A 24,377-nucleotide genomic window follows, 5' to 3' on the forward strand; every position below is an offset into this window, starting at 1 on the left:
TGTGCACTCTTATTATATCTCATAATACACATCTTAACAGTTTTAAAAATTGGAAATTACCTATATACCCTCCTCTTTACATTTTGTATAATAAAAGGGAATTACTTAACAAGGAGGAAAATAATGACACAAAATATTTCACAAGGCGAGAGGATACACTCCATCGATATTATTAGAGGAATAGCTGTACTAGGTATTTTTCTTGTTAACTGGCCTGTTATCGCTGGGATTGACTCACGTGATCTTTCAGGAATTTATGAGGGGCTAGATAGCTATATCCGTCTGTTTTACGATATGTTTATTCAAACAAAGTTTTATACTATCTTTTCGTTTTTATTCGGCCTAGGCTTTTACATTTTTATGACTCGTGCTGAAGCGAAAACAGATCGACCAAAAACTTTATTTGTTCGTCGCTTACTTATTTTATTATTATTTGGTTTCTTACATTACGTTCTTTTATGGGACGGAGACATTTTACATACTTATGCAATCGCTGGATTTTTCTTATTTTTATTTTATAAGAGAGAACCTCGTACCATTTTAATATGGGCAATCGTTTTATTAAGTATTTTTCAATTTCTTATGCTAATTGCTAGTATTGGTATTGCCTTCATGCCAAAGGATGAACTTGGATTATCCTTACCAATCATGCCACTTGAAGACTGGGTGTCACAAATACAAAATCGTTTCCATGCATTTTATGCTGATGGAATTGGACTAAACGCATTCATGCTCCCAGAAACAGTTGGGCTATTTTTACTTGGTTTATATGCCGGCAAAAAGGATATTTTCCGCCGTACGAAAGAGTTAGATCCAAAGCTTAAAAAATGGCAAATTATTATGTTCATTTTAACATTGCCAATGTGGTTCTTCATGGTCCGTTATTTCTTATCAAAACCATCTTATGAACCAATTTATATGCAGGCCTTTACAATGTTTAGTGGAAAGACATTATTCATCTTCTACATTTTCACGCTTATGCGTTTATTACAGAAAGAAAAATGGCAAACATTATTACGACCATTCCAATACGTTGGTCGAATGGCGTTAACAAATTACATCTCGCATACAATCGTTACGTTACTAGTATTCGGTCTATTGTTCAAAAATAATTATCTTGCTCCATTATGGGTAGGACCACTATTCTGCATCGGTTTCTACACGTTGCAAATCTTTATTAGCCGTTGGTGGCTGTCACGTTATCAATACGGGCCACTTGAATACATTTGGCGTCTTGGTACGTATGGGAAAATGATGCCACTTAAAAAGAAAAGCAAGGTCTCATAACGAGACCTTGCTTTTTTATGCTTCTCTTACTGCACTTTGCATAGGAACTGGCTCTTCTTTTACTTTCACTTTACGCTGCGGCACCATATTAAATACGATATTTAAAAGGACTGCTGACGCACTTCCAAGTACAATTCCATTATCAGTTAAAATACGAATGCTTTCTGGAAGTTGTGAGAATAATGTAGGAACGACTGTAACTCCAAGTCCGATTCCGACAGAGCATGCCACGATTAATAAGTTTTCTTGTTTACCAAAATCAACGCTACTTAACATTTTAATACCATACGCCATAACCATACCAAACATTGCTAACATCGCACCGCCAAGTACTGATTTTGGAATGATTGTAGTAATAGCTGCGATTTTAGGAATGAACCCAAGAACGATTAGCATACCACCACAAGTATAAATAATAACGCGATTTCTTACTCCAGTTAGTTGAACAAGTCCTACGTTTTGAGAGTATGTTGTATATGGGAACGCATTGAAAATACCACCTAACACCATCGCTAATCCTTCTGCGCGATACCCTTTTGTTAATTCTTTTTCACCGATCTTTTTATTGCAAATATCAGATAATGCGAAGTAAACACCTGTTGCTTCTACAATCCCTACGCAAGCAACTAAAATCATCGTAATAATTGGTGTTAATTCAAATGTTGGTGTACCGAAGTAAAATGGCTGAATACCATGGAACCAATCAGCTTCTCCAACCGCTTGCAAGCTTACTTTCCCCATAAATGCTGCAACGATTGTACCGAACAATAGACCTAGTAAAATAGAGATTGAACGAATAAACCCGTCAAAGAAACGATACATAATGATGATAAATAGTAACACACCAAATGCTAATGCTAAATTTTCAAGACTACCGAAATCCTTACTTCCTACTCCTCCAGCCATATCATTAATTGCTGCTGGAACAAGTGTAACCCCAATTACAGTAACGACAGATCCTGTTACGACAGGTGGAAACAGCTTTACAAGCTTTCCAAATAATTTCGCAAAAATAACAATGAATAACCCCGCAGCAATAATCGCTCCATAAATAGAGGATACGCCGTATTGTTTCCCGATTGCAATCATCGGGCCAACCGCTGTAAATGTACAACCAAGTACAACGGGAAGTCCAATACCGAAAAAGCGATTTGATAATGCTTGTAAAATTGTCGCAACGCCGCACATTAATAAATCAATTGAGACTAAATATGTTAACTCTTTTTGATTTAAACCAAGTCCGCCGCCCACAATAAGCGGAACGATAATTGCACCAGCATACATTGCAAGCATATGTTGCATACCAAGTGATGCGATTTTAAATGGATGTTGCTTCATCGTTTATTTCACCTCCGCAGTTTCTTGCTGTACAAATGTAACTGTGCTGTTATCAAGTGATGCAATCTCTGCTAGCGACTCAACACGAACGCCTTGTTCACGAAGCTTCTTTCCTCCATCTTGAAATGCTTTTTCAATAACAATACCAATTCCTGCAATACTTGCTCCAGCTTGCTCTACTAAACTCATTAAACCTAAAGCAGCCTGACCGTTTGCTAAAAAGTCATCGATAATTAAAACGCGATCATTTTCATCGATATGATTTCGAGATAATGAAATTTCATTCGTTTCTTGTTTCGTAAATGAGTATACGTTTGCAACGTACATATTATCTTGTAACGTTAACGATTTACGTTTTCTTGCAAAGATTACTTTTACACCAAGCTCTAATGCAGCCATAACAGCTGGTGCAATGCCTGAAGATTCAATCGTCACGATCTTTGTAATGTTCTCTTCTTTAAAACGTTTAGCAAATTCTTTTCCGATTTCTTGCATAAGTACTGGGTCAATTTGATGGTTTAAAAAAGCATCTACCTTTAATACGTCACCAGATAAAACCTTTCCTTCGTTCAAAATCTTTTCTTGTAATACTTTCATGTTTGTTCCCCCTCTTATGCAATAAAAAAACTCCAAAAGCCGCCACCACTCGTTACAAGTGAGAGACGCGCTTTTGGAGTTTCGCAAAAAAGAATGCTAAACAAGCAAATATATTCGTCCTCACTCATAGTCAAAGTATTTACGGTACTTCGGTAGAAACTTGCAGGCCATATCCCCGCGATTATATGAGTGTAGCTAACTATTTATTTTATAGATGGATTATAACGCACTTTTTATACTTTGAAAAGTATTTATTAACAAAACACGTACAAATTTTATCAAAACATCATTTTCGTTCGAGTTTTGTAAACTCTTACATATTATTTCAAAGCGTCGTTAAAACAATTGGCCCATCTTTTGTAATCGCAATTGTATGCTCATATTGCGCTGATAATTTCCCGTCCATCGTTCTTGCAGCCCATCCATTTAAATCTACTTTCGAATATCGCATACCTACATTTACAATTGGCTCAATTGTAATGACCATTCCTTCTTGCAGCTCAGGCCCTTGCCCTTTCTTCCCAAAATGAAAAATTGCTGGTTCTTCATGAATCTCTTTACCAATTCCATGTCCCGTAAAGTCTCTTGCGACAGAAAAGCCTTCATTTGCTACGTAACTTTCAATTGCATAGCCAATATCTCCAACATGATTACCGATTACCGCCTGATCAATTCCTTTATACAATGCATTCTCAGCTACTAACAATAACCTTTCTGCTTCTTCTGAAACATTTCCAACTCTATACGTCCAAGCAGAATCCGAAAGACCACCATTTAAGTTTACTACTATGTCAATTGTTACAATATCGCCCTCAGTTAAAGGTACATCCACCGGAAATCCATGACACATTTCATCGTTTATAGATGCACATATCGCATATGGATACCCGTTATATCCTTTCTGCTGAGATATTGCACCATGCTTTTCTAAATATGCTTCAACAAACGTATTAATTTCTTTTGTCGTAATACCTGGTTTCATCATTTTCGCAATTTCCCTATGACATGAAGCAAGTAACTTCCCAGATTCGTGCATTAAATCTATTTCATTTTTCGTTTTAATTATAACCATGCTTACCTCTACCTTCCTTGCTAAAATTACTATTTGCTACTAATTCAAATCCAAAGCTTCCAATTATAAAAGCAAACATCCTTTTTCTATTTTCCGAATGTAAATTTGTATTTCATTCGTTTTTACATATTACATCTAGTATTTTTTGTTGATGTTTACTTATAAACAAAGTATAGTAACACTATACTATTAAAAGGAGGATTGTTAAAGATGATGCATGCAGGAAGACTACGTCAGCAAACTTTGAACAATAAGTAACTTAATACGTTCAAAGGCTCTGTTTTCATAAAGCAGAGTAAACGGGATTAGTCTGCACATTTTTAATAATCTTCAACGGAAGAATACACTTTCCACATGAAGAAAGGCAGATATACATCTGTCTTTTTTTCGTATATTTTTTCATACAAAGAGAGACGTTTATTCATTATATCCTCGTTTACTCTTAACCACAGACAGAAGCCCGTCTGTGGTTTTTTTATGATTACATTTTCTTATATCTCGCTACTTTAATCATATGGATGTAGTTAGAAACAATTCGTAACAGAAAACGTATGAAAACATTGAAATCAAAATAAACATTTGGAGGAAATAAAAATGAATACACTTAAAGTGAAACAATTAGCAAATCAGGAAGGTCTAAATATATTAGAAGATTCAATAGAAATCAATGAATCTGGCGTTGACTTTCAAGTAGCACACGTTACAGAACAAAACGGGGATAAATGGATACTACGAATTCCTCGTAGACGAGAATCTATGAGACATGCTCTACGTGAAAAAGAAGCATTAGAAATCATGAAAAAACATGCAGAATTCCAAGTTCCTGATTGGTCTATATTTTCTAAGGAACTAATTGCTTATAAACAACTAAGTGGTATTCCTGCCGCTACTATCGATATAGAACAACAAAGTTATATATGGACCTTTAACGAAAAGGATGTACCAACTGAATACTATATTTCCTTAGGAAAAGTTCTAGCGAATTTACACTCATTACCTCAGCAAAAATTTAATAATATAGGTGTTGAAATTCTTACTGCTAATGAATTAAGAACTTCTATGAAACAAAGGATGAATCGAGTGAAGGAACAATACCACATCAATCAAAACTTATGGGATCGTTGGCAAGCATGGCTAGCTGAAGACTCTTTTTGGCCATCTCACGTAGGAGTAAAGCATGGGGATATCCATCCAGGTCATATCCTGATTGATAATAAAAATAAGGTAACTGGCTTAATCGATTGGACAGAAGTAGGGATAGGTGATGTATCTATAGATTTCACATCGCATTATCTACTCTTTGGAAAGGATGGACTAACAAAGTTAATTCACTCTTATGACAACGCTGGCGGTAAAACTTGGTCAAGAATGGATGAACATATTATTGAACTTCTAACAACGAGTAGTATTACTGTTGCTGAATACGCTCAAGTGTCAGGTTTGAAAGACATGCATGAAATAGCTGTACACATGCTATCAACTGAAAGTTAATGAAGTTGCAAAAAACAGAAGAACCCTCTTCTGTTTTTTGTTATTTTTCACATATATAATTCATTTTCAAAAACTCAAAACAGCTACCATTCGTCTTCTGTATAAAAGTTCCAACTACTTCAAATCCTGCCCTTTTATATACTTTAATAGCTCTTTTATTAAATGTCGCTACTGATAACGTTATATAATTGCATCCGTATTTTTCTTTACTAAAAGCTAGCCCAGCATTTACGAACTGTAAACCAAATCCATTTCCAGTTATATCAGGTCTCATTCCAAGACCTATATCAACCGTTCCATCACTTATTTTATAAACAGTAAAAAATCCAATGAGAATGCCATCTTCATTTACAGAAAATGTATGATTCCCTCTACTTTCATCATGTAAAAACTCAGCTAAATCTTCTTCATCTGCCTCTATATCGTAAAAGGAATATTCCCCTTCATAATGCCAGTTATATGCAATTTCTTCTGCTTCTTCTTGCGTCATTACTGTATATGTATACTTCATTCTTCTATCCCCTTTAAAAAAGAGCTGCAATTAAGCAGCTCTTTTTTATAACTCATAAATTTCTTTATACTTCGCTTCTAAATAATCTGCTAAGTAGTTTGCATTTAATCCTTCACCTGTCACATCTTCTAAAATTTCAAGTGGCTTTTTCGTTTTACCGTATTGGTGAATATTTTCTGTTAGCCATTCACGAATTGGTGTTACGTTTCCTTCTTCTAATAATGCATCAAAGTTCGGAATGTCTTTTAACATTCTTTGCTTAAATTGCGCTGCATACATATAACCAAGCGCATAAGATGGGAAGTATCCAAATGAACCACCAGCCCAGTGAACATCTTGCAATACACCTTGTGCATCGCTTTCCGGACGAATTCCTAAATATGCTTCCATCTTATCATTCCAAGCCGCTGGCAAATCCTTCACTTGTAATGTACCATCAAATAATTCTTTCTCAAGTTCATAACGAACCATGACGTGAAGCGAATATGTAAGCTCATCTGCTTCTATACGAATGAACGATGGCTTCGATTCGTTAATCGCATCATAAAACTCATCTACTGATATATCATTGAATTGACCATCGCTATACTCTTTTAATAAATCATAATTTTTCTTCCAGAATGATTTATTACGACCGATAAAGTTCTCAAAGAATAATGATTGTGACTCATGAATACCCATAGAAGTTCCACTACATAGCGGTGTACCTTCAAATTTCTCTGCAATATTTTGTTCATATACAGCATGGCCACATTCATGAATTGTTCCAAACACTGCCATACGGAAATCTTTTTCATCATAGCGTGTTGTAATACGAACGTCCCCTCTATTTAATGTAATCTCAAATGGATGTACCGTTTCATCAAGACGACCTGCTTCAAAGTCATAATTCAATTGCTTTAATAGCTCTAACGTAAAGTTTTTTTGTTTTTCTTTTGAAAAATTTTCTGATAAAGCACTTGTCTTTAATCTCTTTTGCGATTCGGATATTTCTTTTACGAGCGGAACGATACGCTCACGAAGTTGACCAAATACGTGATCTAACACTTCTACTGTAATACCCGGCTCATACATGTCTAATAATGTATTATATTTATATGTTTCGTAACCCCAATATGTAATAAATTTCTTTTTAAATTCAACTATTTGTTCTAAATACGGACGGAACATTTCGAAATCAGATTTTTCACGAGCTTCTTCCCACACACTCTCCGCTTTCGCTTCTAATTTCACATACGCTTCATATTCTGCTTGTGGAATTTTCTTATTTCTATCATATTCTTTACGACACTCTTCAACCATTTTCTTCGTCGTTTCAGAAAGTTTATCTTCACGTATTAAAGCTTCAAGTTCTGTTAAATAATTCCCCATCTCATCTGAAGTCGACATTACAAATACTTCTGATGAAAGCATACCAATTACTTCTGAACGCTGGTCTACACCTTTTTTAGGCGCACCTGTTCTTAAGTCCCAAAACATTAAGCTTAATGCTTCCCCATAATTTTGTATCTTCTTCACATATGTTAAAAATTGTTTTTCTACTTCATATGTAGCTACTGTCATCCTATAAAACCTCCCTTTTCTACCTCAAACTTAATTCGACATGGAAATTTAAATTCCTTTTATAATAGAAAAAAAGCTTGGCAAGCGCCAAGCTTTCTCCTTATAATTCTTTACCTTCTACTGGTAGTACGTTTTTCACCGCTTCTATCACTTTCTCATCTTCTGTATGAGATAAGAAGATTGATATAGCACCTTTATCATCGCTCGTACGAATTAAACGTCCAATTCCTTGACGAAGACGTAAAATCATATATGGTACATCTACATCCCAGAATGGATCATTTACATGTTTACGCTTCGCTTCAAACACAGGATCGTTTGGAGGGAATGGTAATGACCAAATGATAACATGTGATAATGATGAACCAGGAATATCTAAACCTTCCCATAAATGAACGGCACAAAGCACAGTCTCTTCTTCATTTTGGAAACGAGAAACAAGCTGACTAATTTCTTGATCCCCTTCATATAGGAACGGAACGGACATTTGTTCTTTACTTACATATTCTTTAAACGCTGCAAGTTCTTGCGTTGTACGGAATAATACAAGTGTACGTCCATTTGTTTTCTGGATATTTTCAAGTGTATATTGACACTTTCTTTCCCATTCATTTTCTTTCGTATGCGATAGTAAGTTTACTGCCATTTGCTCCTCATAATCAAACGGTGAGGCAACTGAGAATGATAAGTAATCTTTTACCCCTAGGCTATTTGCTGTAAATGCGAATGAATCGTTGTTAGATAGTGTAGCCGAAGAGAAAATATACGGGATTTTCTTCGAGAATACTTTCTCTTGTAATACTTCTTCAACTGCACGTGGCATAATCACTAACGTGAAGGCTCCATCACCTTCTTCACCCCATGTAATTACATTTTTCTCATGCATGAACAGACGAAGTGAATGTTCTAACACATCTAAATGTTCATCAACGATATTTAAATCATACGTGTTTACTGTATGCATTTCACTTTCAAATACTAATGCATCACCGACTTCACCAATTTTCGCATAAAGTCTATTCGCTTCAGCTGTTACTTTTTCTGTCACAGTAATTTCTAAACGATCAGAACCGGCGATTTCCTTTTTGTTTTCTTGTAACACATCAAAGAATCGCTCTGTTTGCCAAATTGTTTCTTCTACTAAATGCGCAAACTCTTCACGAATATCATTTTGCAATAATCTCGTTAAAAGTTGCTCCATCATCGTTTGCTTTAAACGATATGTTAAAGCTTTTTGAGCTGCATATTCTACAAGATGTCCTTCATCGAATACAACGCAGCTACTTTCAGGTAATAACGGAATTTGCCCTTCACGCTTACGAGCATCGTACGTCCAAATATGATCCATGTAGAAATCTTGAGAACAAATAATTAAATCTGCCGCTTTACGATAATGTTCACGAGAAAGAGTTTGACCACAACGATGACGAGAATCACAAGTGAAGCAATCTTGGAAATAATCCCAATTTACTTTTGACCATTCCTCATCATTTAAAAGCGGAAATTCTTTTCTGTCACCGTAGTGAGTAAAGTTTTGCATCGTACCATGATCGAATACAAACTGTGGTAATTCGTAGTATACATCTTCAATTACTTCTGGAGCTCGTCCACTCATAACATCTTCAAGTTTACGTAAACATAAATAATTATCCATTGATTTCGCAAGTCTAACATCAACAGATAGTCCTAATGCTTCAGATAACTTAGCAATGTCCCCTTCTTCTTTCACAAGCTGCTCAATTAACGTTTCATCAGCACAAGCGATAATAGCTGGTTTTCCAGTATAACGCGCATAGCAAATTGCATATAGAAGATATACAATTGTTTTCCCTGTCCCTACACCCGCTTCTGCGAACATTACTTTCTTTTCTTGGAAAGCACGCTCTAATTGAAACGCCATAAAAATTTGTTCATCACGCTCTTCAAAGCCTTTTTCCGGAAGGATATCGTAAAACACATCTCCAATCCATTCATTCAACTTATCATAAAAATTATCTTGTTTTCCTACTTCAAATGGTAATCTCTTCTCAGTAAACATCCTTAGCCTCCAACCAAAAAGTTTTTCTATAAAAAGATATAGCAACTGCTACTCATATGTGTGCAGCCACTTTCCCCTGTTGCCATACATAGAAATACACGAAAAAAAATTTTCCTTTCGAAAAAGGAAAATTTTTTTCTATATTAATGACTTTAAATACCGTTTATCAATCGCTGTTTCGTGTGAAAGAGCTGACAAATATTCTTCTTGTGCTTTTTGTATTTCATCTACAATCGCACCTTGGCTATCCACTTCTTTTCCGATCTCATCATACGTACGATGAATAGCTTTTTGAATCATCGATAATTGGAAACTATCCATATCACGTCCTCCTTTACGCATTACATAATAGCCAGTATATGCGCGCTGGAGGAGTTTTATACTATGAATTACGCGGTGGACGTTTTCCGAAGTATTGGTAGTAATCTGTACGGATAAATCCATTAAATAGTTTACGTTTCTTCGATGCATCTTTTCCATAACACTTTTCAAATGCTTCGTAGCTTGTTAATACATACGCTGACCATGTGTCTAATGGGCGGAATACTTGTCCCATTTCTTTGTACAATTGTTCAACGAGTGCTTTTTCACTTAAACGTTCTCCGTATGGAGGATTCGTTACAACATATCCATAATCCTCTTTTGTCGTGAAATCTTTTACTTGCATTTGTTTAAATGTGATTAAATCACCCAAACCTACTTCTTCAGCGTTGTCTTGAGCAACTCGGATCATACGATGATCGATATCTGATCCAATGATTTGTAGTGGTTGATTATAATTCGCTAAATCTTCAGCTTCTTGACGAGCTTCACGCCAGTTTTGTTTACCAACCCAGCCCCACTCATCTGATGCGAAGCCACGGTTAAATCCTGGTGCAATATTTTGTCCAATTAATGCTGCTTCAATCGGAATTGTACCTGATCCACAGAAAGGATCCACGAAAGGACGATCCGGCTTCCAGTTTGTTAACTTAATTAAAGACGCAGCCAATGTTTCTTTTAATGGGGCTTCCCCTTGATCCATACGGTATCCACGTTTATGAAGTCCAACACCACTTGCATCAATTGTTAATGTTGCAATATCCTTGAGCATTGCGATCTCAATACGGAATAACGGACCATCTTCTTCAAACCAAGTTGTACGTTTATATGTTGTTTTTAATTTTTCAACGACAGCTTTTTTAACGATACGTTGGCAATCTGAAACACTGAACAACTCAGATTTTAACGATTTACCAATTACAGGGAACTCTCCGTTCTCTGGAATATAATCTCCCCAGTTTAATGCTTTCGTTTTTTCAAACAGCTCATCAAATGTTGTCGCTTTGAATTCGCCAACTTTAATTTTCACACGGTCCGCAGTACGTAACCATAAGTTCGTGCGACAAATCGCCTTTTCATCTGCTTCAAATGTTACTTTGCTGTTTTCCACTTGGCATTCATAACCAAGATCACGAACTTCTCGGGCAACTAACGATTCAATACCCATTGCCGCTGTTGCAATTAAAGTAACTTTTCCCATTTGCATTCACCTCTTATGTATAGTTAAACAATAATTAATAGCAATTTGTCCTATTAACCATTACATTTTACGAAGAATTTTCTCATTAACCATTTTAACTCATAATTTATAACTTCATACAAATAAAAAGCCCTCCTCTAACAAAGGAGAGCTGAGTTATTTCATAGTTGGTTCATAACGTTCTGTAAGCCATGTTCTGTTCCTTTGTACTGCAAACGGCCCACGCCTCGTACTCCGGTGGCAATCATCTATCTACAGGTTATACAACCTGTCCTTTCCCATCGTTCATTTCCTTGGAAAAGATTCCCCTACCATTATTTGGGTTTCTCGCTCGTGGGGTTTACCTCGTTCCACTCCTATCATTTCTTCAAGGACTTCGTCACTGTGGCACTTTAAAGGTAGTCAAACCATATCCGAAAGGACTTAGGTTTTTTCCCTGCCGTTAAACCAGCCTTACAGCCAGAATACCCTAGCTTATGAATTGGCTAGGCACGAACACTACAGCCATCTCAGGCCGTGCGAGCATGGACTTTCCTCTACAACGTTGGCGTTGCAGCGATTACCCAAACGTTATGACATCCATTAGTATAGTGGAAACAAAAAGATTTTGCAATGTTTTTTTCTATGTAAAATGCTTTAACCTTTTTACCACTAGAAATTATTCGTATAACTTACTTCCAAATACAGCTTTTTCTAAATTAGATAGACGTTTTAAAATGTCCGTATTCGTGTTGTTATATACAGGTTGTGCAACTGGTGTTTGTACAACTGGTTGTTGTGGCACTTGCGTTGCTACTAATTTTTGTTCCTCTAATTCACGCTTTAAACGAGCATTTTGTTGCTTTAATTGATCAAACTCCTTGTGGAAAGCTTCATAGTCTTTAATGATCATATCAAGAAACTTGTCTACTTCTTCTTGTTGATAGCCTCTCATGCCTGTTTTAAATTCTTTTTCTAAAATATCTTTCGCCGTTAATTTAATTTTATCCGAAATCATTTTCTTCACCTCAAATTTTTGCCAAAACTTTCATTACCTAAATTTTTTCAGAAACAATGACTTTTGTCAATCATATATACGAGTACTATATTACATATTACTCAGCATTATTCCACTGTTCCTCTTCTATTATATCTTGTAAATCAGAAAAAAGAATGAAATAACTGTGATAATTTTCTATTTCTCCTTTTTTCTTTGCTGCTTCTACAATATATTTAGGACTCCCTGGTTTTTCTTCATCATATACAGCTAAAAGTGCATCACTTTTTTCAATAAAAAATTGATTTTTTAATTTAAATTGCTCTGGGCTTTCGTACTTCCGTTTCGTAATACTATCAATATGGTCTGCTTGAGAGAGAATAAATTCGTAATATTCACGGTTATCTTCCTTCCAGCTTTCTTCTTGTTCTAAAAACGGAGTAAATACCGCTAATTTTAAATCTGGATATTCTACTTGAATTTCAAAAACAACTTCAGCAGCCCATAATTCGACCCCTAACTGCCCACTTATTATCACCCATTCCAAACCTTCTTCTACAAAAGTAATTAATTTTCGGTGCAATGCCTTTTTTATACATTCCACCCCTGGATGATCATTTTTAAATATTCCAAGTTCAAATGGCTTATATCCCGTTACAGCAATAACTTTCATATCAACACTCCAATTACAAAAAAAGAACTAGCATTTCGCTAGTTCTAACATATCATTTACTTTTTAAATATTCCACCAACGTTAGGTCCAATATTCGGACCTACTGGTGATACATTGTTTGGTAAAAATGGTGATACATTTGGTCCTGGCCCAAATGGTGACACGTTTGGTCCTGGTCCAAATGGAGATACTTGATGACCGTGGTGATGATGGTGGCCATGACCACATGGTCCACAGCCGCCGCCAAATCCACCAACAGATCCTGGATCACCCGGGTCTACAACATTTACGTTCGAGTTTGTTTGTGGGAAGAAGTTTTGGTTTTTAATTTGTTGATGGTGTACATGTGTTGTATGGGTTGGGAAAATGTGTGGCACCACCGTTGTTGAAAAAGAATGTGTTACACACTGTTTCGTCGGATGAATGACAGGAGCAGTTGTACAAATAGGTCCTACAGGCTTATGCCCTCCAAAACAAGGATGACAATGATGCATAGTTTTTTCTCTCCTCTCTCGTTAAAAAAATCTGACTACACTTTACAATATGAGAAAAGAGGGAAAGCCGTTTGTTATATATACCCATTTATTACAAGGAAATTTGTCTAGTCTTCTGCTTTATGCGTAATGCTTTTATAGACAACCCCCTACGATTACTTACCAAAAAAACCTCCAACTTGCTTTACAATACCTGTCACTTGGTTCATCGCATTCATCATTTGTCCAGCTGTATTCATCATTTTATTTACATCATAGTTACCATCTGAGTTTTTAAATTGGGAAACAAAACTAGAAAATTGACTCGGTTGCTGTTGTTGTTTTTGTTTATTCTGCGTCGGGTACGGTTGTTTTGGTGGATAAAACATCGCTTGTTGATTTCCATAGGGAGATGGTGGTGGCATATAGTATTGTGAATTCATATAAGGTTGCTGTTGTTGATTTATATAGGGTTGTTGCTGTTGCTGTTGTTGATTTATATAAGGTTGCTGTTGCTGTTGATTCATAAACGACACTTCAAATGGCTGGTAATAATTTTGATTTCCATAATGAGGCTCGAAAGGATACATATTATACCGTAAATATGTATCCGTATTATATTGGTACATATTTTGCTGTGTATATGGATTAGCTTGCTGATATACGTTAGATTGTTGAAACATGCATTCTCTCCTCCTTCACATAAGTTTCTACATATATAATATGTACTTGTAAAATAATTTGTGTGACGGAGTATCTGTCTATTTTTGTCGGAAGTTTAAATTTTTAAAAAATTAAAAAAGAAAACCCTTCCATGCTATGATAATAAAGAAGAAGATTCTCATGGGGGAGGAATCAACATGGTATTAGGGGATTTAAAACAAGCGTTTTCTCAAAAAAAGGGGTATTACACAGAGAATGTAAATGAATTGTTAGACTTTGCGAGACATTGGTATCTCGAAGGAAAAATCTGCATTTCAGATTACCGAACATTAATAAAAGAATTAGAAATAAACGGTGCAACAAAGCCTACAACAATGACAGAAGCATAAAAAAACAAGAGGGTTTCCCCTCTTGTTACTTACATTGCTCAATTATATTTTGCAAAGTATACGAAATGGCTTGATGTGTTTCAAAGAATCGCTTACCTTTACCTTTATTTACAAAACATTGCAACACATTTGTCTGTAAATTATCGTACACTTGATCAATTTGCTGCACATGTATATACTTCGGTTTTTCTTCCTTAATCCATTTATAAGCTAATTCTTTCCACACTTTTAATTCCTCATCTACCATATCTACAAATGGTTTCATATCCTTATAAAAATCGTACTCAATCATTTCTCTTTTTTTCACATTCGCTTCATTATTATACTGCATGAGTTTTTCTGAAGATTGTATTAATGCTTCATACTTCATTTTATTCCCACCTTATTATGCACTCACTACGACGTTTTGAAATGCCTTCACCCAATTCCCTTTTTCTTCGTGATGCACTAATTTATTTTCCATATGCTCAATATGCATTTCTGTTATTTCTATCTTATTACATATTTTTTCACTCGTATCCTTCAATGCATGATTCATTCTAATCCCTATATTCATTTCCAGCAAATCGAGAGAACTTAACATTTGATCCATTGTTTTCATTACATCTTCTTTCTGAACCATCGCCATATACAAAACGCCCCCTTCTTTGCTTTTCCTTTGTCATGTAATTTCGCCGAATGACTCTTCACTCCTGCTCACATGACAAAACTAGTTGTTATTCGTCAAAGAAATCATTTTGTATGTCATTTATAGAAATGGTAACAATACAAAAAGGAGGTGTATGAAAATGGCAAAGAACAAAAACGAAAAAAAGAAAAAACAAAACAAACAAAATAAACCCGAAACTGGTAATCCAAAGTTAGATGGTCCAAACTTCCCTGCTACATAAAGTGAAACTTTAATCAGCGGGGATTTTGTTCATCCCCACTGATTATTAACCTTCACCAATCGGGCTTTTACGGGCAGTTGATCCCCACCTAAATTCTTTGCTTTCACTGAATTTTGAGACGTGGGTCTTACTACCCGGCAAATAGCGGGATAAAGTAAGACTTTAGCGCTTTTACAAAACGCTAATTTCTGAAGCATCCTTAATCTCTTATCTTCATTAAGTTTTGAGATTAAATTCTTAGCATACACGGCAGGATTACTTCACATTAAGAAGTCCCGTCTTCATTTATGAAGATGGGACTTCTTTTTTATTATATCACGAACTCATCCATCCTTTTAACAAAACGATTTACGATAGAAGCAACATAGATTTGCTCCCTCTTTCTTTTATACCATTCTGTTATATCAACTTCCCCCTTATACTCTTCCAGTAAAAACAGCTCATTTATTTCCGTATCTCTACAAAACCAATCTCTCATACTTATTTCCTTATGTGCAACGACAGGATAAACCTCTCTAAGGGCTGGCGTACAAGATTTTCTAGCTTCTCTTACATAACATTCATAATCTGTTCTTGATCCTGTGTGTATAGTTTGTAATGCAAACCTATGGAATAAACTTTTGTAATTCGGATGAAATAGTAACTCCGCTAATTTCTTTCCTAATTCTATACGCTTTTGTAATGTTTCAAATTGATAAACTGAAAAACCATACATACTCCCTTCAATGGTTGGAAAAATAACCGCGCTAACATGAAGTATTTCTTGCAATTTAAAAAGCGCTGTATGAAATACATGTTTTTTAAAATATGCATTCTCAATAATTGGTTTTTGAATTTTATTTTGTTCATTTATAATAAGCGCTGTCATGAGCCTATTTATATCTTTTTTCTCCCAAAAATATATCCATTCTTTTTCCATAAAAATTGACACGTTGAAATATTGTAACAAATAGAATAGTGGTACCTGCCTCCTCTTACTTTCTTCGTATAACAATAGCTGCGGAAAAGCATCTAAAAAAATAATCCAATTCGCTTGTTCATACGTCAAAAACAAATGTTTTTTTACTGTTTGAGGCAAAACAGGAGCATAATACCTCCCTTTTAAATCAGTCATATTCCATCCCGCATTTCTCGAGACCATACTCGCTAAAAAGGCCCACCTAACTTCACTATTTCTTTCATAGTAGTCTTGATAAGACTGTGTTCGAGAAATATTGTCCCTATTCGCTATTTTTATTTCCCTCTTCATGTTGTAGACGATTGTTTTTTCTTCGTCTGTACATTCCATATTTTTACGATATTGCTTAATTTCTCTATAATCATTCCATGTAAACATGTACAAGTCATCATACCTTTCTTCAAAAAGGTCACATCTTTTTTCATTTTTTTGTTATAATCACCTTTGTAAGTAATTCTTAGCAAGTTGGGAGTGGACAAAATATGACCATTCGTTACCCAAATGGAAAACGGTACAATCAAGCTTCACAACCTCATAAAACACCAATTAAAAAACATACTTATAGTAATAGAGGTATGTCCCTTGAAGAGGAATTAAATGAAACGAATGAATATTACTTAACCCATAATATTGCATGCGTACATAAAAAACCTACACCTCTTCAAATTGTAAAAGTAGATTACCCCGCTCGAAGTGCTGCAGTGGTAAAAGAAGCGTATTTTAAACAACCTTCTACAACAGATTACAACGGTGTATATAAAGGGAAATACATCGATTTTGAAGCGAAAGAGACAAAAAATAAAACCAGCTTTCCACTTCAAAACTTCCACCTTCATCAAATTGAACATATGAAGCAAGTAATCGCTCATAATGGAATTGCATTTGTTATTATTAAATTTACACTTTTTGATGAACTTTATTTATTAGATGCAAAACATATTATTGCATTTTGGAAGCGTCAAAATACTGGTGGACGAAAATCGATTACGAAAGAAGAAATAGAAGAGCATGGATCTTTATTATCATGCGGTTATCACCCTCGGATTGATTATATCCGTGTACTAGACACGGTTTATTTTTCGTGATAGAGTCATCACTAAGGCTCTTTTTTCGACTTTTGGGGAGAGAATGAAAGGTAGGAGAAAGTATAATGTCAGATAATTATCGTTCTCGTACAGAACGAAATCATGTAAAAAATCAAAAGCAAGAAACAAATACAGAGAAAAAACCAAAGAAAAAAGGCTCCTTTTTTAAAAAATTCCTTATAGGTTGTCTACTTCTTGGTATCGTTGGTCTTGTAGCTAGCGTTTCCGCTTTCTTTGTTATGGTAAAGGATGCTCCAAAATTAGACAAATCAAAACTTGTCAATCCTTTATCAACAAAGTTTCTTGATAAGAATGGGAACTTTTTCTATGAATACGGTGCTGAAAAACGAACCCACGTTACGTATGATCAAATTCCAAAAGTAGTTGAAAGTGCATTCCTTGCAACTGAGGATTCACGTTTCTATGATCATAATGGAATTGATTTTAAACGAACTACAAAAGCAGTTATGGAAAATGTCACTGGAGGTTTCGGATCTCAAGGTGGTAGTACGATTACACAACAAGTAGTCAAAAACTATTTTCTAACGATGGACAAAACTGCAAAGAGAAAAGTGCAAGAATGGTACCTATCTTACAAATTAGAGCAACAATATTCTAAACATGAGATTTTAGAAATGTACTTAAATAAGATTAACTTAGGTAACCGTTCGTACGGTATCGCAACAGCAGCCAAAAAATATTATGACAAAGATTTAAAAGACTTACAGTTACATGAAGCTGCAATGCTTGCAGGCTTACCCCAAGGTCCTAATATTTATGATCCAACAAAACAAGACAACGTTGAACGAGCTACACAACGTCGTAACGTCGTATTATCATTAATGAATCGACATGGTTATATAACAAAAGATGAAATGAATAACGCAATGAAAATCTCTGTAACTGAGGGCCTTCAGCCATCTTCAGAAGTAACAGAGATGAAGTATCAAGCATTTTTAGATGCGGTTGTAAAAGAAGTAGAAAAAGAATATCCTGATGTAAATATCGGTTCTGACGGTTTAACGATTCATACAACACTAGATCAAGATGCTCAAGATTATGCTGAAAAAATTATGGATGGCAATCTTATTAAGTATCCAAACGATCAATTCCAAGGATCATTCGTATTTATGGATACACAATCTGGAGAAGTTCGAGCAATTGGAGCTGGGCGTAAAGAAAGTAAGTCTACTTTCAAAGGTCATAATATGGCCACTGATTTAAAACGCCAAGTTGGTTCCACAATGAAACCAATTTTCGACTATGGTCCGGCAATTGAGAATTTACAATGGTCTACATACCATCAATTAAATGACTCAGAGTATACGTATTCCAATGGTAAGAAAATACGAAATGCAACAAATAGTTATAAAGGTGACGTTTCACTACGTGAAGCACTGAAAAAATCATTAAACATTCCAGCTTTAAAAACAGCTCAAGCGGTTGGTCTTCCTAAGTCACAAGCGTTTGCTGAAGGCTTGGGCATGACATTTAAAGACGGCAAAACATTTGAATCAACAGCAATTGGTAGTAACGATAGTTCTCCATTACAAGTAGCTGGGGCATATGCCGCATTTGGCAATGACGGTGTGTATAATAAGCCTCACTTCGTAAAAGAAGTCATCTTCCCAGATGGGAAAAAGAAAAACTTTAAACCGAAAGAACAACGTGCAATGCACGACTACACAGCTTACATGGTGACTGACGTTCTTCGTGACGTAGTAAAACCAGGTTCTGGTGGTACTGGTCCAACAGCATACGTTTCAGGTGTGGATGTTGCCGGTAAAACAGGAACACAAAACTTTGACGAAGACGTTATAAAAAAATATGGTATTCCAGCTGATGCAAACAGAGATAGCTGGTTCGCTGGATATACACCGCAATATACAATGGCAGTATGGAATGGTTACGAAAAAAATGGCCCAGAAAACTACATTAGTGATCGTTATACTAGAATTGCACAGCAAATGTTCCAAATAATGATGAGCAAATTCGCTACAGATAAATCTCGTTTCGAACGCCCTTCTTCTGTACAAGAACTAAATGGTGAATTGTACGTAAAAGGTGCTAAGAAAGATGCAATTAAACAAATTAAAGTAGATGCACCTAGTGGTCTTAATGTCACTTTCGATGGCGCTAGCACAGTTACACTAAACTGGTCTGGACCAGCAGCAGTTGATGCGTATGCAGCAAGCTATAAAGCGACTGACGGTTCAAGTGGTAGTTTATCAATAAAAGGTACAACAGCTACTCTTGGTGGTATTAAACCAGGCGTTACTTATAGTTTCTCCGTAGTAGCGAAAAAAGGTACTGGAACAAGCCCAGCAATTGGAGCATCCTTCACTGCACCAGGCGGAACTCCAGATGCGAAGAAAGCTGAAGAAGAGGCTGCCAAAAAGAAAGCCGAAGAAGAAGCTGCTAAAAAGAAAGCTGATGAGGACGCTCAGAAAAAAGCTAATGAAGATAAATTAAAACAAGAAGAAGCTCAGAAAAAGGCTGCTGAAGAACAACGTAAACAACAAGAGCAGCAACAAGAACAACAACGTAAACAACAAGAAGAAGCTCAGAAAAAGGCTGCTGAAGAAGAAGCTGCTAGAAAGAAAGCCGAAGAAGAAGCTGCTAGAAAGAAAGCTGAAGAAGAGGCTGCCAAAAAGAAAGCTGAAGAAGAACAACAAAAACAAGAGCAAGAGCAACAACAAAATACCGGAGGAGATACACCTCACGCAGATGGAAATGTTGTTACAACAGAATCTTAATACAAAAAAGAAGTCCTTTTCTCTTAACGAGAAAAGGACTTCTTTTTTGTTATCATTTTCTTTACATATAACTTTTCTATTTCAATATACAACTGTGCTAACTGAATATAAGAATGATAATTATTTGGTTTCTTTATAATGAACGAATATCGCTCCATAAAATTAACTGGTTGTACTTCCAATTTGCTCGTGTAATCTTCCATTTCATTCAAACTATGAACAGGTTGCTCATTTAGCCAATATACAATTGAAAGCAAATGTGCTGCAAAAAGAATCATTGGGCCTTCAGCTGCTTGCTTATTTCTGTTTCGAAATAGTGTAGCAATGTTTTCATGCTTACTTTTCCATACATTCAACAGTACTGGAATACTATTTTCAATTTCATTCCACGGCTCATATTGTCTTTCCATATCATATATAAAGTAAGTATTTTGTATGATTTCTTCAAAAGGCTGTTCTGTATAATATGCAACCGAATGTATACTTTCTTTAAAAAATGGTAAGCACCGAAATTCTTTCGGTATTTCTATAACTCGCTCCATCCTTTATTTCCCCTTCATTCGCTTCTTTCCTTCACGACATACTTCTAGTAGGCGACACTCTTCACATTGTGGTCGCTGTGCTTTACAGTGATAACGTCCAAAGAAAATCATACGGTGATGTGTAACGCTCCATTCATCCATCGGAATTTTCTTCATTAAAGTCTTTTCCACTTCTAACACCGAATCTTTCCATCTACAAATCGCTAACCGTTTACTCACTCTCTCTACATGTGTATCAACAGCAATTGCCGGAATACCATACGCTACCGAAACAACTACATTTGCTGTTTTTCTCCCTACTCCTGGTAATTTCGTCAGCTCGTCACGGTCTTCTGGAACTTTTCCGTTATAATCATCCAGCAACATCTGGCACAATTTTTGAATGTTTTTTGCTTTATTTCTATACAACCCAATAGAACGTATATCTTGTTGTAACTCTTCTAGGGAAACACTTAAATAATCTTCTGGTGTTTTATATTTTTGAAATAAATTTTTCGTCACTTTATTTACAAGTACATCTGTACATTGTGCAGATAATGCTACCGCGATTACTAGTTCAAACGGATTATCATGAATTAATTCACAATGTGCTTCTGGATACATATCCGCCATTGTGTCTAAACAATAGCGAATTTGCGTTTTATTTAACATATACTTCCTCCTACATTACTGCTCCAACCAATTATAAAAAGGCACTTTCCCGGTAAATTTCGTCTCTTGTTTTGTCGTTTGTTGCGTTCGTTGTTGATTTGCTCTAAATTTCCGTCCTTGGTTTTGGGCTTGATCTACTGTTTTAATACCATTCTTTTTCCACTCAAATAAAATACGGTCGATATATCGGAAATTAAGCTTACCACTCATTACAGCTTCCCTGAGGGCCGCTTGAATTAAATTCGGATGATGTTGATCTTGATCTTCCCACATTCCTAACGTCTCACATTCAAATGGAGAAAGTGGTCTTCCAAATTCTTTTTCAAATACTGTATATAAATTTACTTGCAGTTGTTTTATTTCTTTTTGTTCTTCCTCTATTGATTCATTCATTAAGAAATGCAATATTTTTTCCCAAAGCGGTTGTAAAGAATAACTTTCACACATCATCGCTTCTGATCTTTGTCCACCTTCTAGTGATAAAAAACCTTTTTGAATCAATGTCTGAATGACTTCCATACATTTCATTTCACTAATCGTCATCCGTTCTGAAATCTCTGACGGAGTCGGAAACGAATTGCCCGATTCTAAAAATGTGTGTACATGAAGTACAACCATAAATTCCGTTTCATTTAACCCTAATTTTTTATAATGCATCATAAGTAATTTTGGAATTGCAATGCTTCCCTGCTCAAACCACTGTAACATCATTTTCTTTTTCATCACCAAACACCTCGCTCTCTAGTATAACACACCTTTCGCTATTTCTTTTTGCCACAATTCGTCAAAAAAACCTCCCTATTATGTAGGAAGGTTTTTTGTATTGCGTTAATAAAATATACAATTAAGCTTGCACTTTACTTTTCATAAACGTATGAATGCGTTCTAACGCTTTCTCTACTTGTTCAAGAGATGTCGCATATGATAAGCGAACGTTATTCGGAGCACCAAATCCTGTACCTGGTACAAGAGCCACTTTTTCCTCTTCTAATAGAGCTTTTGCCCAATCATCAACGTTTTCGTATCCAGATAAAGCTACAGCTTCTTTTACATTAGGGAATAAGTAAAATGCACCTTGTGGTTTAATGCAAGTAAAGCCAGGGATTTGAATTAATTTATCATAAATAATGTTTAATCTCTCTTCAAATGCTTGACGCATTGTTTCTACAGGTTCTTGTGAGCCTGCATATGCCGCAATTGCGCCGTATTGAGCGATTGAAGTAGGGTTTGACGTACTATGACTCGCTAAGTTCGTCATCGCTTTAATAAGCTGCTTATTTCCTGCTGCATATCCAATACGCCATCCTGTCATAGAATGAGATTTAGATACACCATTAATAATAAGTGTTTGTTCTTTTAATGCATTAGAAAGCTGGGCAACCGAAGTATATTCTGCTCCACCATAAATTAACTTTTCATAAATTTCATCTGAAACGATTAAAATATCGTGTTCTAAACATACTTCTCCAAGCTGTTGTAATTCTTCTTTGCTGTAAATCATTCCTGTTGGATTGCTCGGTGAATTAATAATAACTGCTTTCGTTTTCTCAGTAATTGCCTCACGCAGCTGCTTCGCTGTAATTTTGTATTCATTGTCTTCAAGGCCTTCTACATAAATTGGCTTACCACCAGCAAGCTTTACTTGTTCCGGATAACTTACCCAGTAAGGCGTAGGGATGATAACTTCATCTCCTTCATCAAGTAACACTTGAAATAATGTATATAATGCATGCTTTGCACCGTTACATACAATAATTTCAGACGGATCATACGCAATTCCTTGATCGCGAGTAAATTTCTTCACAATTTCTTGTTTTAACGATTGTAATCCACCTGTTGGTGTATACTTCGTATGTCCTTCTAACATCGCTTTATGTGCAGCATTCATAATATGTTCTGGCGTATTAAAGTCAGGTTCTCCTGCTCCTAATCCAATTACATCATGACCTTCAGCTTTTAATGCTTGTGCCTTTGCTGTAATTTCTAAAGTTGCAGATGGTGTTAAAGCAGCTACTCGCTTTGCTAATTTCATTTGTAGTTCCCCCTACATCTATTTTTCAATGCTATATCGTTTTAAAAACTGACCATCTTGAAATGCAAGATTGTAGTAACTATAACGATTGTCATCATCAATATATGTAACTTCCCATAGTGGTATATTATTTTCAACGCCTAATTTTACTTTTAAAATTTCTTTAGGCTTACTTTTGGGCTCTTTACTGTCATCTCCGACTTGTTCAATCGTTCTTTGTAAAGCATCTTTTTCAGAAATACCTTCGCTCTTTTTCCTTACTATAGTTTCCCCTTTTTTCTCAGGCACCCAAACGATAAGTTGTTCTCCTTTTGCATCTGTACCTTGTACGACTGTATATGAAGATTCTCCGTTATAATAATCAACAGATTTTATCTTTGTAAGCTTTGCCTTTTCTTTCGCAATTTCTACAGATTTTGCCTCTTTAGGGATTTTCTTTTCCATTGCTTTATTGTAAACATACGCCCCATATATTCCGCTAGCAACGATTACGATAACGATTGCAAAGATCCACTTTTTCATTGTATCACTACGTTCTGTAAATCGTAAATACAGCTGTTTCTTTATCTTTTTCGTCTAATGCTAATCCGAACATGAGGTCCTGCTCTTTTAACGTACGATTCAAACTATCAACGACTTTATACAAGTCAGACGAATATTTAAGACGCGTCGTTGATAGGACTTCGATTTTCTTATCCATGAAAAAACTCCTCCGTTACACAAAAATTTCTAATTATAGAAGAACGCAATGCGGTTACAATAAGAGTACATTCTTTACAACCCCTGCTTCATCACCCATCTATTATAGCAGGACATGTACTGCAAAAAAAGGTTTCAAGTCGAAAACCAATACATTTTGTATACAAGAAG

General features: G+C 35.6%; 27 protein-coding genes, 1 other RNA gene and 1 riboswitch. Of the genes, 6 read left to right on the forward strand and 22 right to left on the reverse strand.

Annotated features, from left to right (window positions below; genetic code table 11):
- The first annotated feature begins 123 nt into the window (after positions 1-123).
- The gene (locus ACTFOB_RS13545; RefSeq protein WP_440025139.1) at positions 124-1,287 is read left to right on the forward strand and encodes a DUF418 domain-containing protein; all 1,164 of its coding nucleotides are present in this window, start codon (positions 124-126) and stop codon (positions 1,285-1,287) included.
- A gap of 15 nt (positions 1,288-1,302) precedes the next feature.
- On the opposite strand, the gene pbuX is transcribed toward ACTFOB_RS13545, so the two are convergent.
- From pbuX to ACTFOB_RS13560, 3 genes are all read right to left on the reverse strand, one after another.
- Positions 1,303-2,625, reverse strand: coding sequence for a xanthine permease PbuX (gene pbuX / locus ACTFOB_RS13550; RefSeq protein ID WP_440025140.1), 1,323 nt, complete (start codon positions 2,623-2,625; stop codon positions 1,303-1,305).
- A gap of 3 nt (positions 2,626-2,628) precedes the next feature.
- Positions 2,629-3,222, reverse strand: coding sequence for a xanthine phosphoribosyltransferase (locus ACTFOB_RS13555; RefSeq protein WP_151631040.1), 594 nt, complete (start codon positions 3,220-3,222; stop codon positions 2,629-2,631).
- A 107-nt stretch (positions 3,223-3,329) separates the two neighbouring features.
- A riboswitch (purine riboswitch) is annotated at positions 3,330-3,431 on the reverse strand.
- Between the two features lie 116 nt (positions 3,432-3,547).
- Entirely contained in the window at positions 3,548-4,294 is a 747-nt protein-coding gene (locus tag ACTFOB_RS13560) for a type I methionyl aminopeptidase (protein WP_440025142.1), read from the reverse strand.
- 594 nt (positions 4,295-4,888) lie between these two features.
- On the opposite strand from ACTFOB_RS13560, the gene mphL reads away from it, so the two are divergent.
- Complete coding sequence (gene mphL, locus ACTFOB_RS13565; protein ID WP_440025144.1) at positions 4,889-5,785, forward strand: macrolide 2'-phosphotransferase MphL; 897 nt, start codon at positions 4,889-4,891, stop codon at positions 5,783-5,785.
- Positions 5,786-5,825: 40 nt separating this feature from the next.
- Here the strand turns inward: mphL and ACTFOB_RS13570 are convergent, their stop codons facing one another.
- From ACTFOB_RS13570 to ACTFOB_RS13615, 10 genes are all read right to left on the reverse strand, one after another.
- A complete protein-coding gene (locus tag ACTFOB_RS13570; RefSeq protein ID WP_440025146.1) occupies positions 5,826-6,296 on the reverse strand; it encodes a GNAT family N-acetyltransferase in 471 nt (156 codons plus the stop codon).
- 45 nt (positions 6,297-6,341) lie between these two features.
- Positions 6,342-7,859 (reverse strand): carboxypeptidase, encoded by a 1,518-nt coding sequence (gene ypwA, locus ACTFOB_RS13575; RefSeq protein WP_440025147.1) that lies wholly within the window; start codon positions 7,857-7,859, stop codon positions 6,342-6,344.
- 100 nt (positions 7,860-7,959) lie between these two features.
- On the reverse strand, positions 7,960-9,897 hold the full coding sequence (locus tag ACTFOB_RS13580) for an ATP-dependent DNA helicase (RefSeq protein ID WP_440025149.1): 1,938 nt from the start codon (positions 9,895-9,897) through the stop codon (positions 7,960-7,962).
- A 138-nt stretch (positions 9,898-10,035) separates the two neighbouring features.
- The gene (locus tag ACTFOB_RS13585; RefSeq protein ID WP_000376887.1) at positions 10,036-10,218 is read right to left on the reverse strand and encodes a DUF3921 domain-containing protein; all 183 of its coding nucleotides are present in this window, start codon (positions 10,216-10,218) and stop codon (positions 10,036-10,038) included.
- A gap of 61 nt (positions 10,219-10,279) precedes the next feature.
- Positions 10,280-11,419, reverse strand: coding sequence for a THUMP domain-containing class I SAM-dependent RNA methyltransferase (locus ACTFOB_RS13590; protein ID WP_000521238.1), 1,140 nt, complete (start codon positions 11,417-11,419; stop codon positions 10,280-10,282).
- 180 nt (positions 11,420-11,599) lie between these two features.
- Positions 11,600-11,990: RNase P RNA component class B (gene rnpB, locus ACTFOB_RS13595), an RNA gene on the reverse strand.
- Positions 11,991-12,077: 87 nt separating this feature from the next.
- Positions 12,078-12,416: a cell division regulator GpsB gene (gene gpsB / locus ACTFOB_RS13600; protein WP_000622425.1), complete on the reverse strand. Its 339-nt coding sequence runs from the start codon at positions 12,414-12,416 to the stop codon at positions 12,078-12,080.
- A gap of 97 nt (positions 12,417-12,513) precedes the next feature.
- Positions 12,514-13,068 (reverse strand): DUF1273 domain-containing protein, encoded by a 555-nt coding sequence (locus ACTFOB_RS13605; protein WP_212956590.1) that lies wholly within the window; start codon positions 13,066-13,068, stop codon positions 12,514-12,516.
- Positions 13,069-13,124: 56 nt separating this feature from the next.
- Complete coding sequence (locus ACTFOB_RS13610; RefSeq protein ID WP_151631047.1) at positions 13,125-13,562, reverse strand: CotD family spore coat protein; 438 nt, start codon at positions 13,560-13,562, stop codon at positions 13,125-13,127.
- Positions 13,563-13,717: 155 nt separating this feature from the next.
- Entirely contained in the window at positions 13,718-14,224 is a 507-nt protein-coding gene (locus tag ACTFOB_RS13615; protein ID WP_440025151.1) for a YppG family protein, read from the reverse strand.
- 177 nt (positions 14,225-14,401) lie between these two features.
- Between ACTFOB_RS13615 and ACTFOB_RS13620 the strand changes: the two genes are divergently transcribed.
- Positions 14,402-14,593, forward strand: a complete 192-nt coding sequence (locus ACTFOB_RS13620) for a YppF family protein (RefSeq protein ID WP_000242661.1) — start codon at positions 14,402-14,404, stop codon at positions 14,591-14,593.
- Positions 14,594-14,618: 25 nt separating this feature from the next.
- Here ACTFOB_RS13620 and ACTFOB_RS13625 read toward each other — a convergent pair whose 3' ends face one another.
- Together ACTFOB_RS13625 and ACTFOB_RS13630 are read right to left on the reverse strand one after the other, a co-directional pair.
- Positions 14,619-14,963, reverse strand: a complete 345-nt coding sequence (locus ACTFOB_RS13625) for a YppE family protein (RefSeq protein ID WP_000872967.1) — start codon at positions 14,961-14,963, stop codon at positions 14,619-14,621.
- Positions 14,964-14,978: 15 nt separating this feature from the next.
- Positions 14,979-15,221: a hypothetical protein gene (locus ACTFOB_RS13630; protein ID WP_001252042.1), complete on the reverse strand. Its 243-nt coding sequence runs from the start codon at positions 15,219-15,221 to the stop codon at positions 14,979-14,981.
- An 85-nt stretch (positions 15,222-15,306) separates the two neighbouring features.
- Between ACTFOB_RS13630 and ACTFOB_RS13635 the strand changes: the two genes are divergently transcribed.
- Positions 15,307-15,483, forward strand: coding sequence for a hypothetical protein (locus ACTFOB_RS13635; RefSeq protein WP_001982922.1), 177 nt, complete (start codon positions 15,307-15,309; stop codon positions 15,481-15,483).
- A 310-nt stretch (positions 15,484-15,793) separates the two neighbouring features.
- On the opposite strand, the gene ACTFOB_RS13640 is transcribed toward ACTFOB_RS13635, so the two are convergent.
- Positions 15,794-16,819 carry a DUF2515 domain-containing protein gene (locus ACTFOB_RS13640; RefSeq protein ID WP_440025152.1) on the reverse strand — a complete coding sequence of 342 codons (1,026 nt, stop codon included), beginning with the start codon at positions 16,817-16,819 and terminating at the stop codon, positions 15,794-15,796.
- 104 nt (positions 16,820-16,923) lie between these two features.
- Here ACTFOB_RS13640 and recU point away from each other — a divergent pair, with 104 nt between their 5' ends.
- Entirely contained in the window at positions 16,924-17,526 is a 603-nt protein-coding gene (gene recU / locus ACTFOB_RS13645; RefSeq protein ID WP_270606207.1) for a Holliday junction resolvase RecU, read from the forward strand.
- Positions 17,527-17,591: 65 nt separating this feature from the next.
- On the forward strand, positions 17,592-20,282 hold the full coding sequence (locus tag ACTFOB_RS13650) for a PBP1A family penicillin-binding protein (RefSeq protein WP_440025154.1): 2,691 nt from the start codon (positions 17,592-17,594) through the stop codon (positions 20,280-20,282).
- A gap of 23 nt (positions 20,283-20,305) precedes the next feature.
- Here ACTFOB_RS13650 and ACTFOB_RS13655 read toward each other — a convergent pair whose 3' ends face one another.
- The 6 genes from ACTFOB_RS13655 to ACTFOB_RS13680 all read right to left on the reverse strand — a co-directional run bounded on the left by ACTFOB_RS13655 (position 20,306) and on the right by ACTFOB_RS13680 (position 24,207).
- Complete coding sequence (locus tag ACTFOB_RS13655) at positions 20,306-20,824, reverse strand: YpoC family protein (RefSeq protein WP_440025155.1); 519 nt, start codon at positions 20,822-20,824, stop codon at positions 20,306-20,308.
- Positions 20,825-20,827: 3 nt separating this feature from the next.
- Positions 20,828-21,475, reverse strand: a complete 648-nt coding sequence (nth, locus tag ACTFOB_RS13660; RefSeq protein WP_151631052.1) for an endonuclease III — start codon at positions 21,473-21,475, stop codon at positions 20,828-20,830.
- 15 nt (positions 21,476-21,490) lie between these two features.
- On the reverse strand, positions 21,491-22,198 hold the full coding sequence (gene dnaD, locus ACTFOB_RS13665; protein WP_071757493.1) for a DNA replication protein DnaD: 708 nt from the start codon (positions 22,196-22,198) through the stop codon (positions 21,491-21,493).
- 121 nt (positions 22,199-22,319) lie between these two features.
- Positions 22,320-23,507, reverse strand: a complete 1,188-nt coding sequence (gene aspB, locus ACTFOB_RS13670; RefSeq protein WP_440025157.1) for an aspartate transaminase AspB — start codon at positions 23,505-23,507, stop codon at positions 22,320-22,322.
- 18 nt (positions 23,508-23,525) lie between these two features.
- Positions 23,526-24,029 (reverse strand): cell wall elongation regulator TseB-like domain-containing protein, encoded by a 504-nt coding sequence (locus tag ACTFOB_RS13675; protein WP_440025158.1) that lies wholly within the window; start codon positions 24,027-24,029, stop codon positions 23,526-23,528.
- Between the two features lie 7 nt (positions 24,030-24,036).
- Positions 24,037-24,207: a YpmA family protein gene (locus tag ACTFOB_RS13680; protein WP_061679511.1), complete on the reverse strand. Its 171-nt coding sequence runs from the start codon at positions 24,205-24,207 to the stop codon at positions 24,037-24,039.
- Positions 24,208-24,377 lie beyond the last annotated feature (170 nt).

It is taken from the genome of Bacillus cereus group sp. MYBK79-1 (assembly GCF_051915365.1).
In the GTDB taxonomy this organism is placed as follows: domain Bacteria; phylum Bacillota; class Bacilli; order Bacillales; family Bacillaceae_G; genus Bacillus_A.

What these genes read in the sequence shown, in the direction of transcription:
- ACTFOB_RS13625 (WP_000872967.1), bottom strand. Translation starts at nt 14,963, where the DNA reads ATGAAGTATGAAGCATTAATACAATCTTCAGAAAAACTCATGCAGTAT.
- ACTFOB_RS13680 (WP_061679511.1), bottom strand. Translation starts at nt 24,207, where the DNA reads ATGGATAAGAAAATCGAAGTCCTATCAACGACGCGTCTTAAATATTCG.
- ACTFOB_RS13630 (WP_001252042.1), bottom strand. Translation starts at nt 15,221, where the DNA reads ATGGCGATGGTTCAGAAAGAAGATGTAATGAAAACAATGGATCAAATG.
- pbuX (WP_440025140.1), bottom strand. Translation starts at nt 2,625, where the DNA reads ATGAAGCAACATCCATTTAAAATCGCATCACTTGGTATGCAACATATG.
- ACTFOB_RS13640 (WP_440025152.1), bottom strand. Translation starts at nt 16,819, where the DNA reads ATGTTTACATGGAATGATTATAGAGAAATTAAGCAATATCGTAAAAAT.
- ACTFOB_RS13585 (WP_000376887.1), bottom strand. Translation starts at nt 10,218, where the DNA reads ATGGATAGTTTCCAATTATCGATGATTCAAAAAGCTATTCATCGTACG.
- ACTFOB_RS13590 (WP_000521238.1), bottom strand. Translation starts at nt 11,419, where the DNA reads ATGGGAAAAGTTACTTTAATTGCAACAGCGGCAATGGGTATTGAATCG.
- ACTFOB_RS13570 (WP_440025146.1), bottom strand. Translation starts at nt 6,296, where the DNA reads ATGAAGTATACATATACAGTAATGACGCAAGAAGAAGCAGAAGAAATT.
- ACTFOB_RS13580 (WP_440025149.1), bottom strand. Translation starts at nt 9,897, where the DNA reads ATGTTTACTGAGAAGAGATTACCATTTGAAGTAGGAAAACAAGATAAT.
- ACTFOB_RS13610 (WP_151631047.1), bottom strand. Translation starts at nt 13,562, where the DNA reads ATGCATCATTGTCATCCTTGTTTTGGAGGGCATAAGCCTGTAGGACCT.
- ACTFOB_RS13605 (WP_212956590.1), bottom strand. Translation starts at nt 13,068, where the DNA reads ATGAAAGTTATTGCTGTAACGGGATATAAGCCATTTGAACTTGGAATA.
- ypwA (WP_440025147.1), bottom strand. Translation starts at nt 7,859, where the DNA reads ATGACAGTAGCTACATATGAAGTAGAAAAACAATTTTTAACATATGTG.
- ACTFOB_RS13545 (WP_440025139.1), top strand. Translation starts at nt 124, where the DNA reads ATGACACAAAATATTTCACAAGGCGAGAGGATACACTCCATCGATATT.
- ACTFOB_RS13615 (WP_440025151.1), bottom strand. Translation starts at nt 14,224, where the DNA reads ATGTTTCAACAATCTAACGTATATCAGCAAGCTAATCCATATACACAG.
- ACTFOB_RS13560 (WP_440025142.1), bottom strand. Translation starts at nt 4,294, where the DNA reads ATGGTTATAATTAAAACGAAAAATGAAATAGATTTAATGCACGAATCT.
- ACTFOB_RS13650 (WP_440025154.1), top strand. Translation starts at nt 17,592, where the DNA reads ATGTCAGATAATTATCGTTCTCGTACAGAACGAAATCATGTAAAAAAT.
- nth (WP_151631052.1), bottom strand. Translation starts at nt 21,475, where the DNA reads ATGTTAAATAAAACGCAAATTCGCTATTGTTTAGACACAATGGCGGAT.
- ACTFOB_RS13675 (WP_440025158.1), bottom strand. Translation starts at nt 24,029, where the DNA reads ATGAAAAAGTGGATCTTTGCAATCGTTATCGTAATCGTTGCTAGCGGA.
- mphL (WP_440025144.1), top strand. Translation starts at nt 4,889, where the DNA reads ATGAATACACTTAAAGTGAAACAATTAGCAAATCAGGAAGGTCTAAAT.
- ACTFOB_RS13555 (WP_151631040.1), bottom strand. Translation starts at nt 3,222, where the DNA reads ATGAAAGTATTACAAGAAAAGATTTTGAACGAAGGAAAGGTTTTATCT.
- ACTFOB_RS13620 (WP_000242661.1), top strand. Translation starts at nt 14,402, where the DNA reads ATGGTATTAGGGGATTTAAAACAAGCGTTTTCTCAAAAAAAGGGGTAT.
- ACTFOB_RS13655 (WP_440025155.1), bottom strand. Translation starts at nt 20,824, where the DNA reads ATGGAGCGAGTTATAGAAATACCGAAAGAATTTCGGTGCTTACCATTT.
- dnaD (WP_071757493.1), bottom strand. Translation starts at nt 22,198, where the DNA reads ATGAAAAAGAAAATGATGTTACAGTGGTTTGAGCAGGGAAGCATTGCA.
- recU (WP_270606207.1), top strand. Translation starts at nt 16,924, where the DNA reads ATGACCATTCGTTACCCAAATGGAAAACGGTACAATCAAGCTTCACAA.
- aspB (WP_440025157.1), bottom strand. Translation starts at nt 23,507, where the DNA reads ATGAAATTAGCAAAGCGAGTAGCTGCTTTAACACCATCTGCAACTTTA.
- gpsB (WP_000622425.1), bottom strand. Translation starts at nt 12,416, where the DNA reads ATGATTTCGGATAAAATTAAATTAACGGCGAAAGATATTTTAGAAAAA.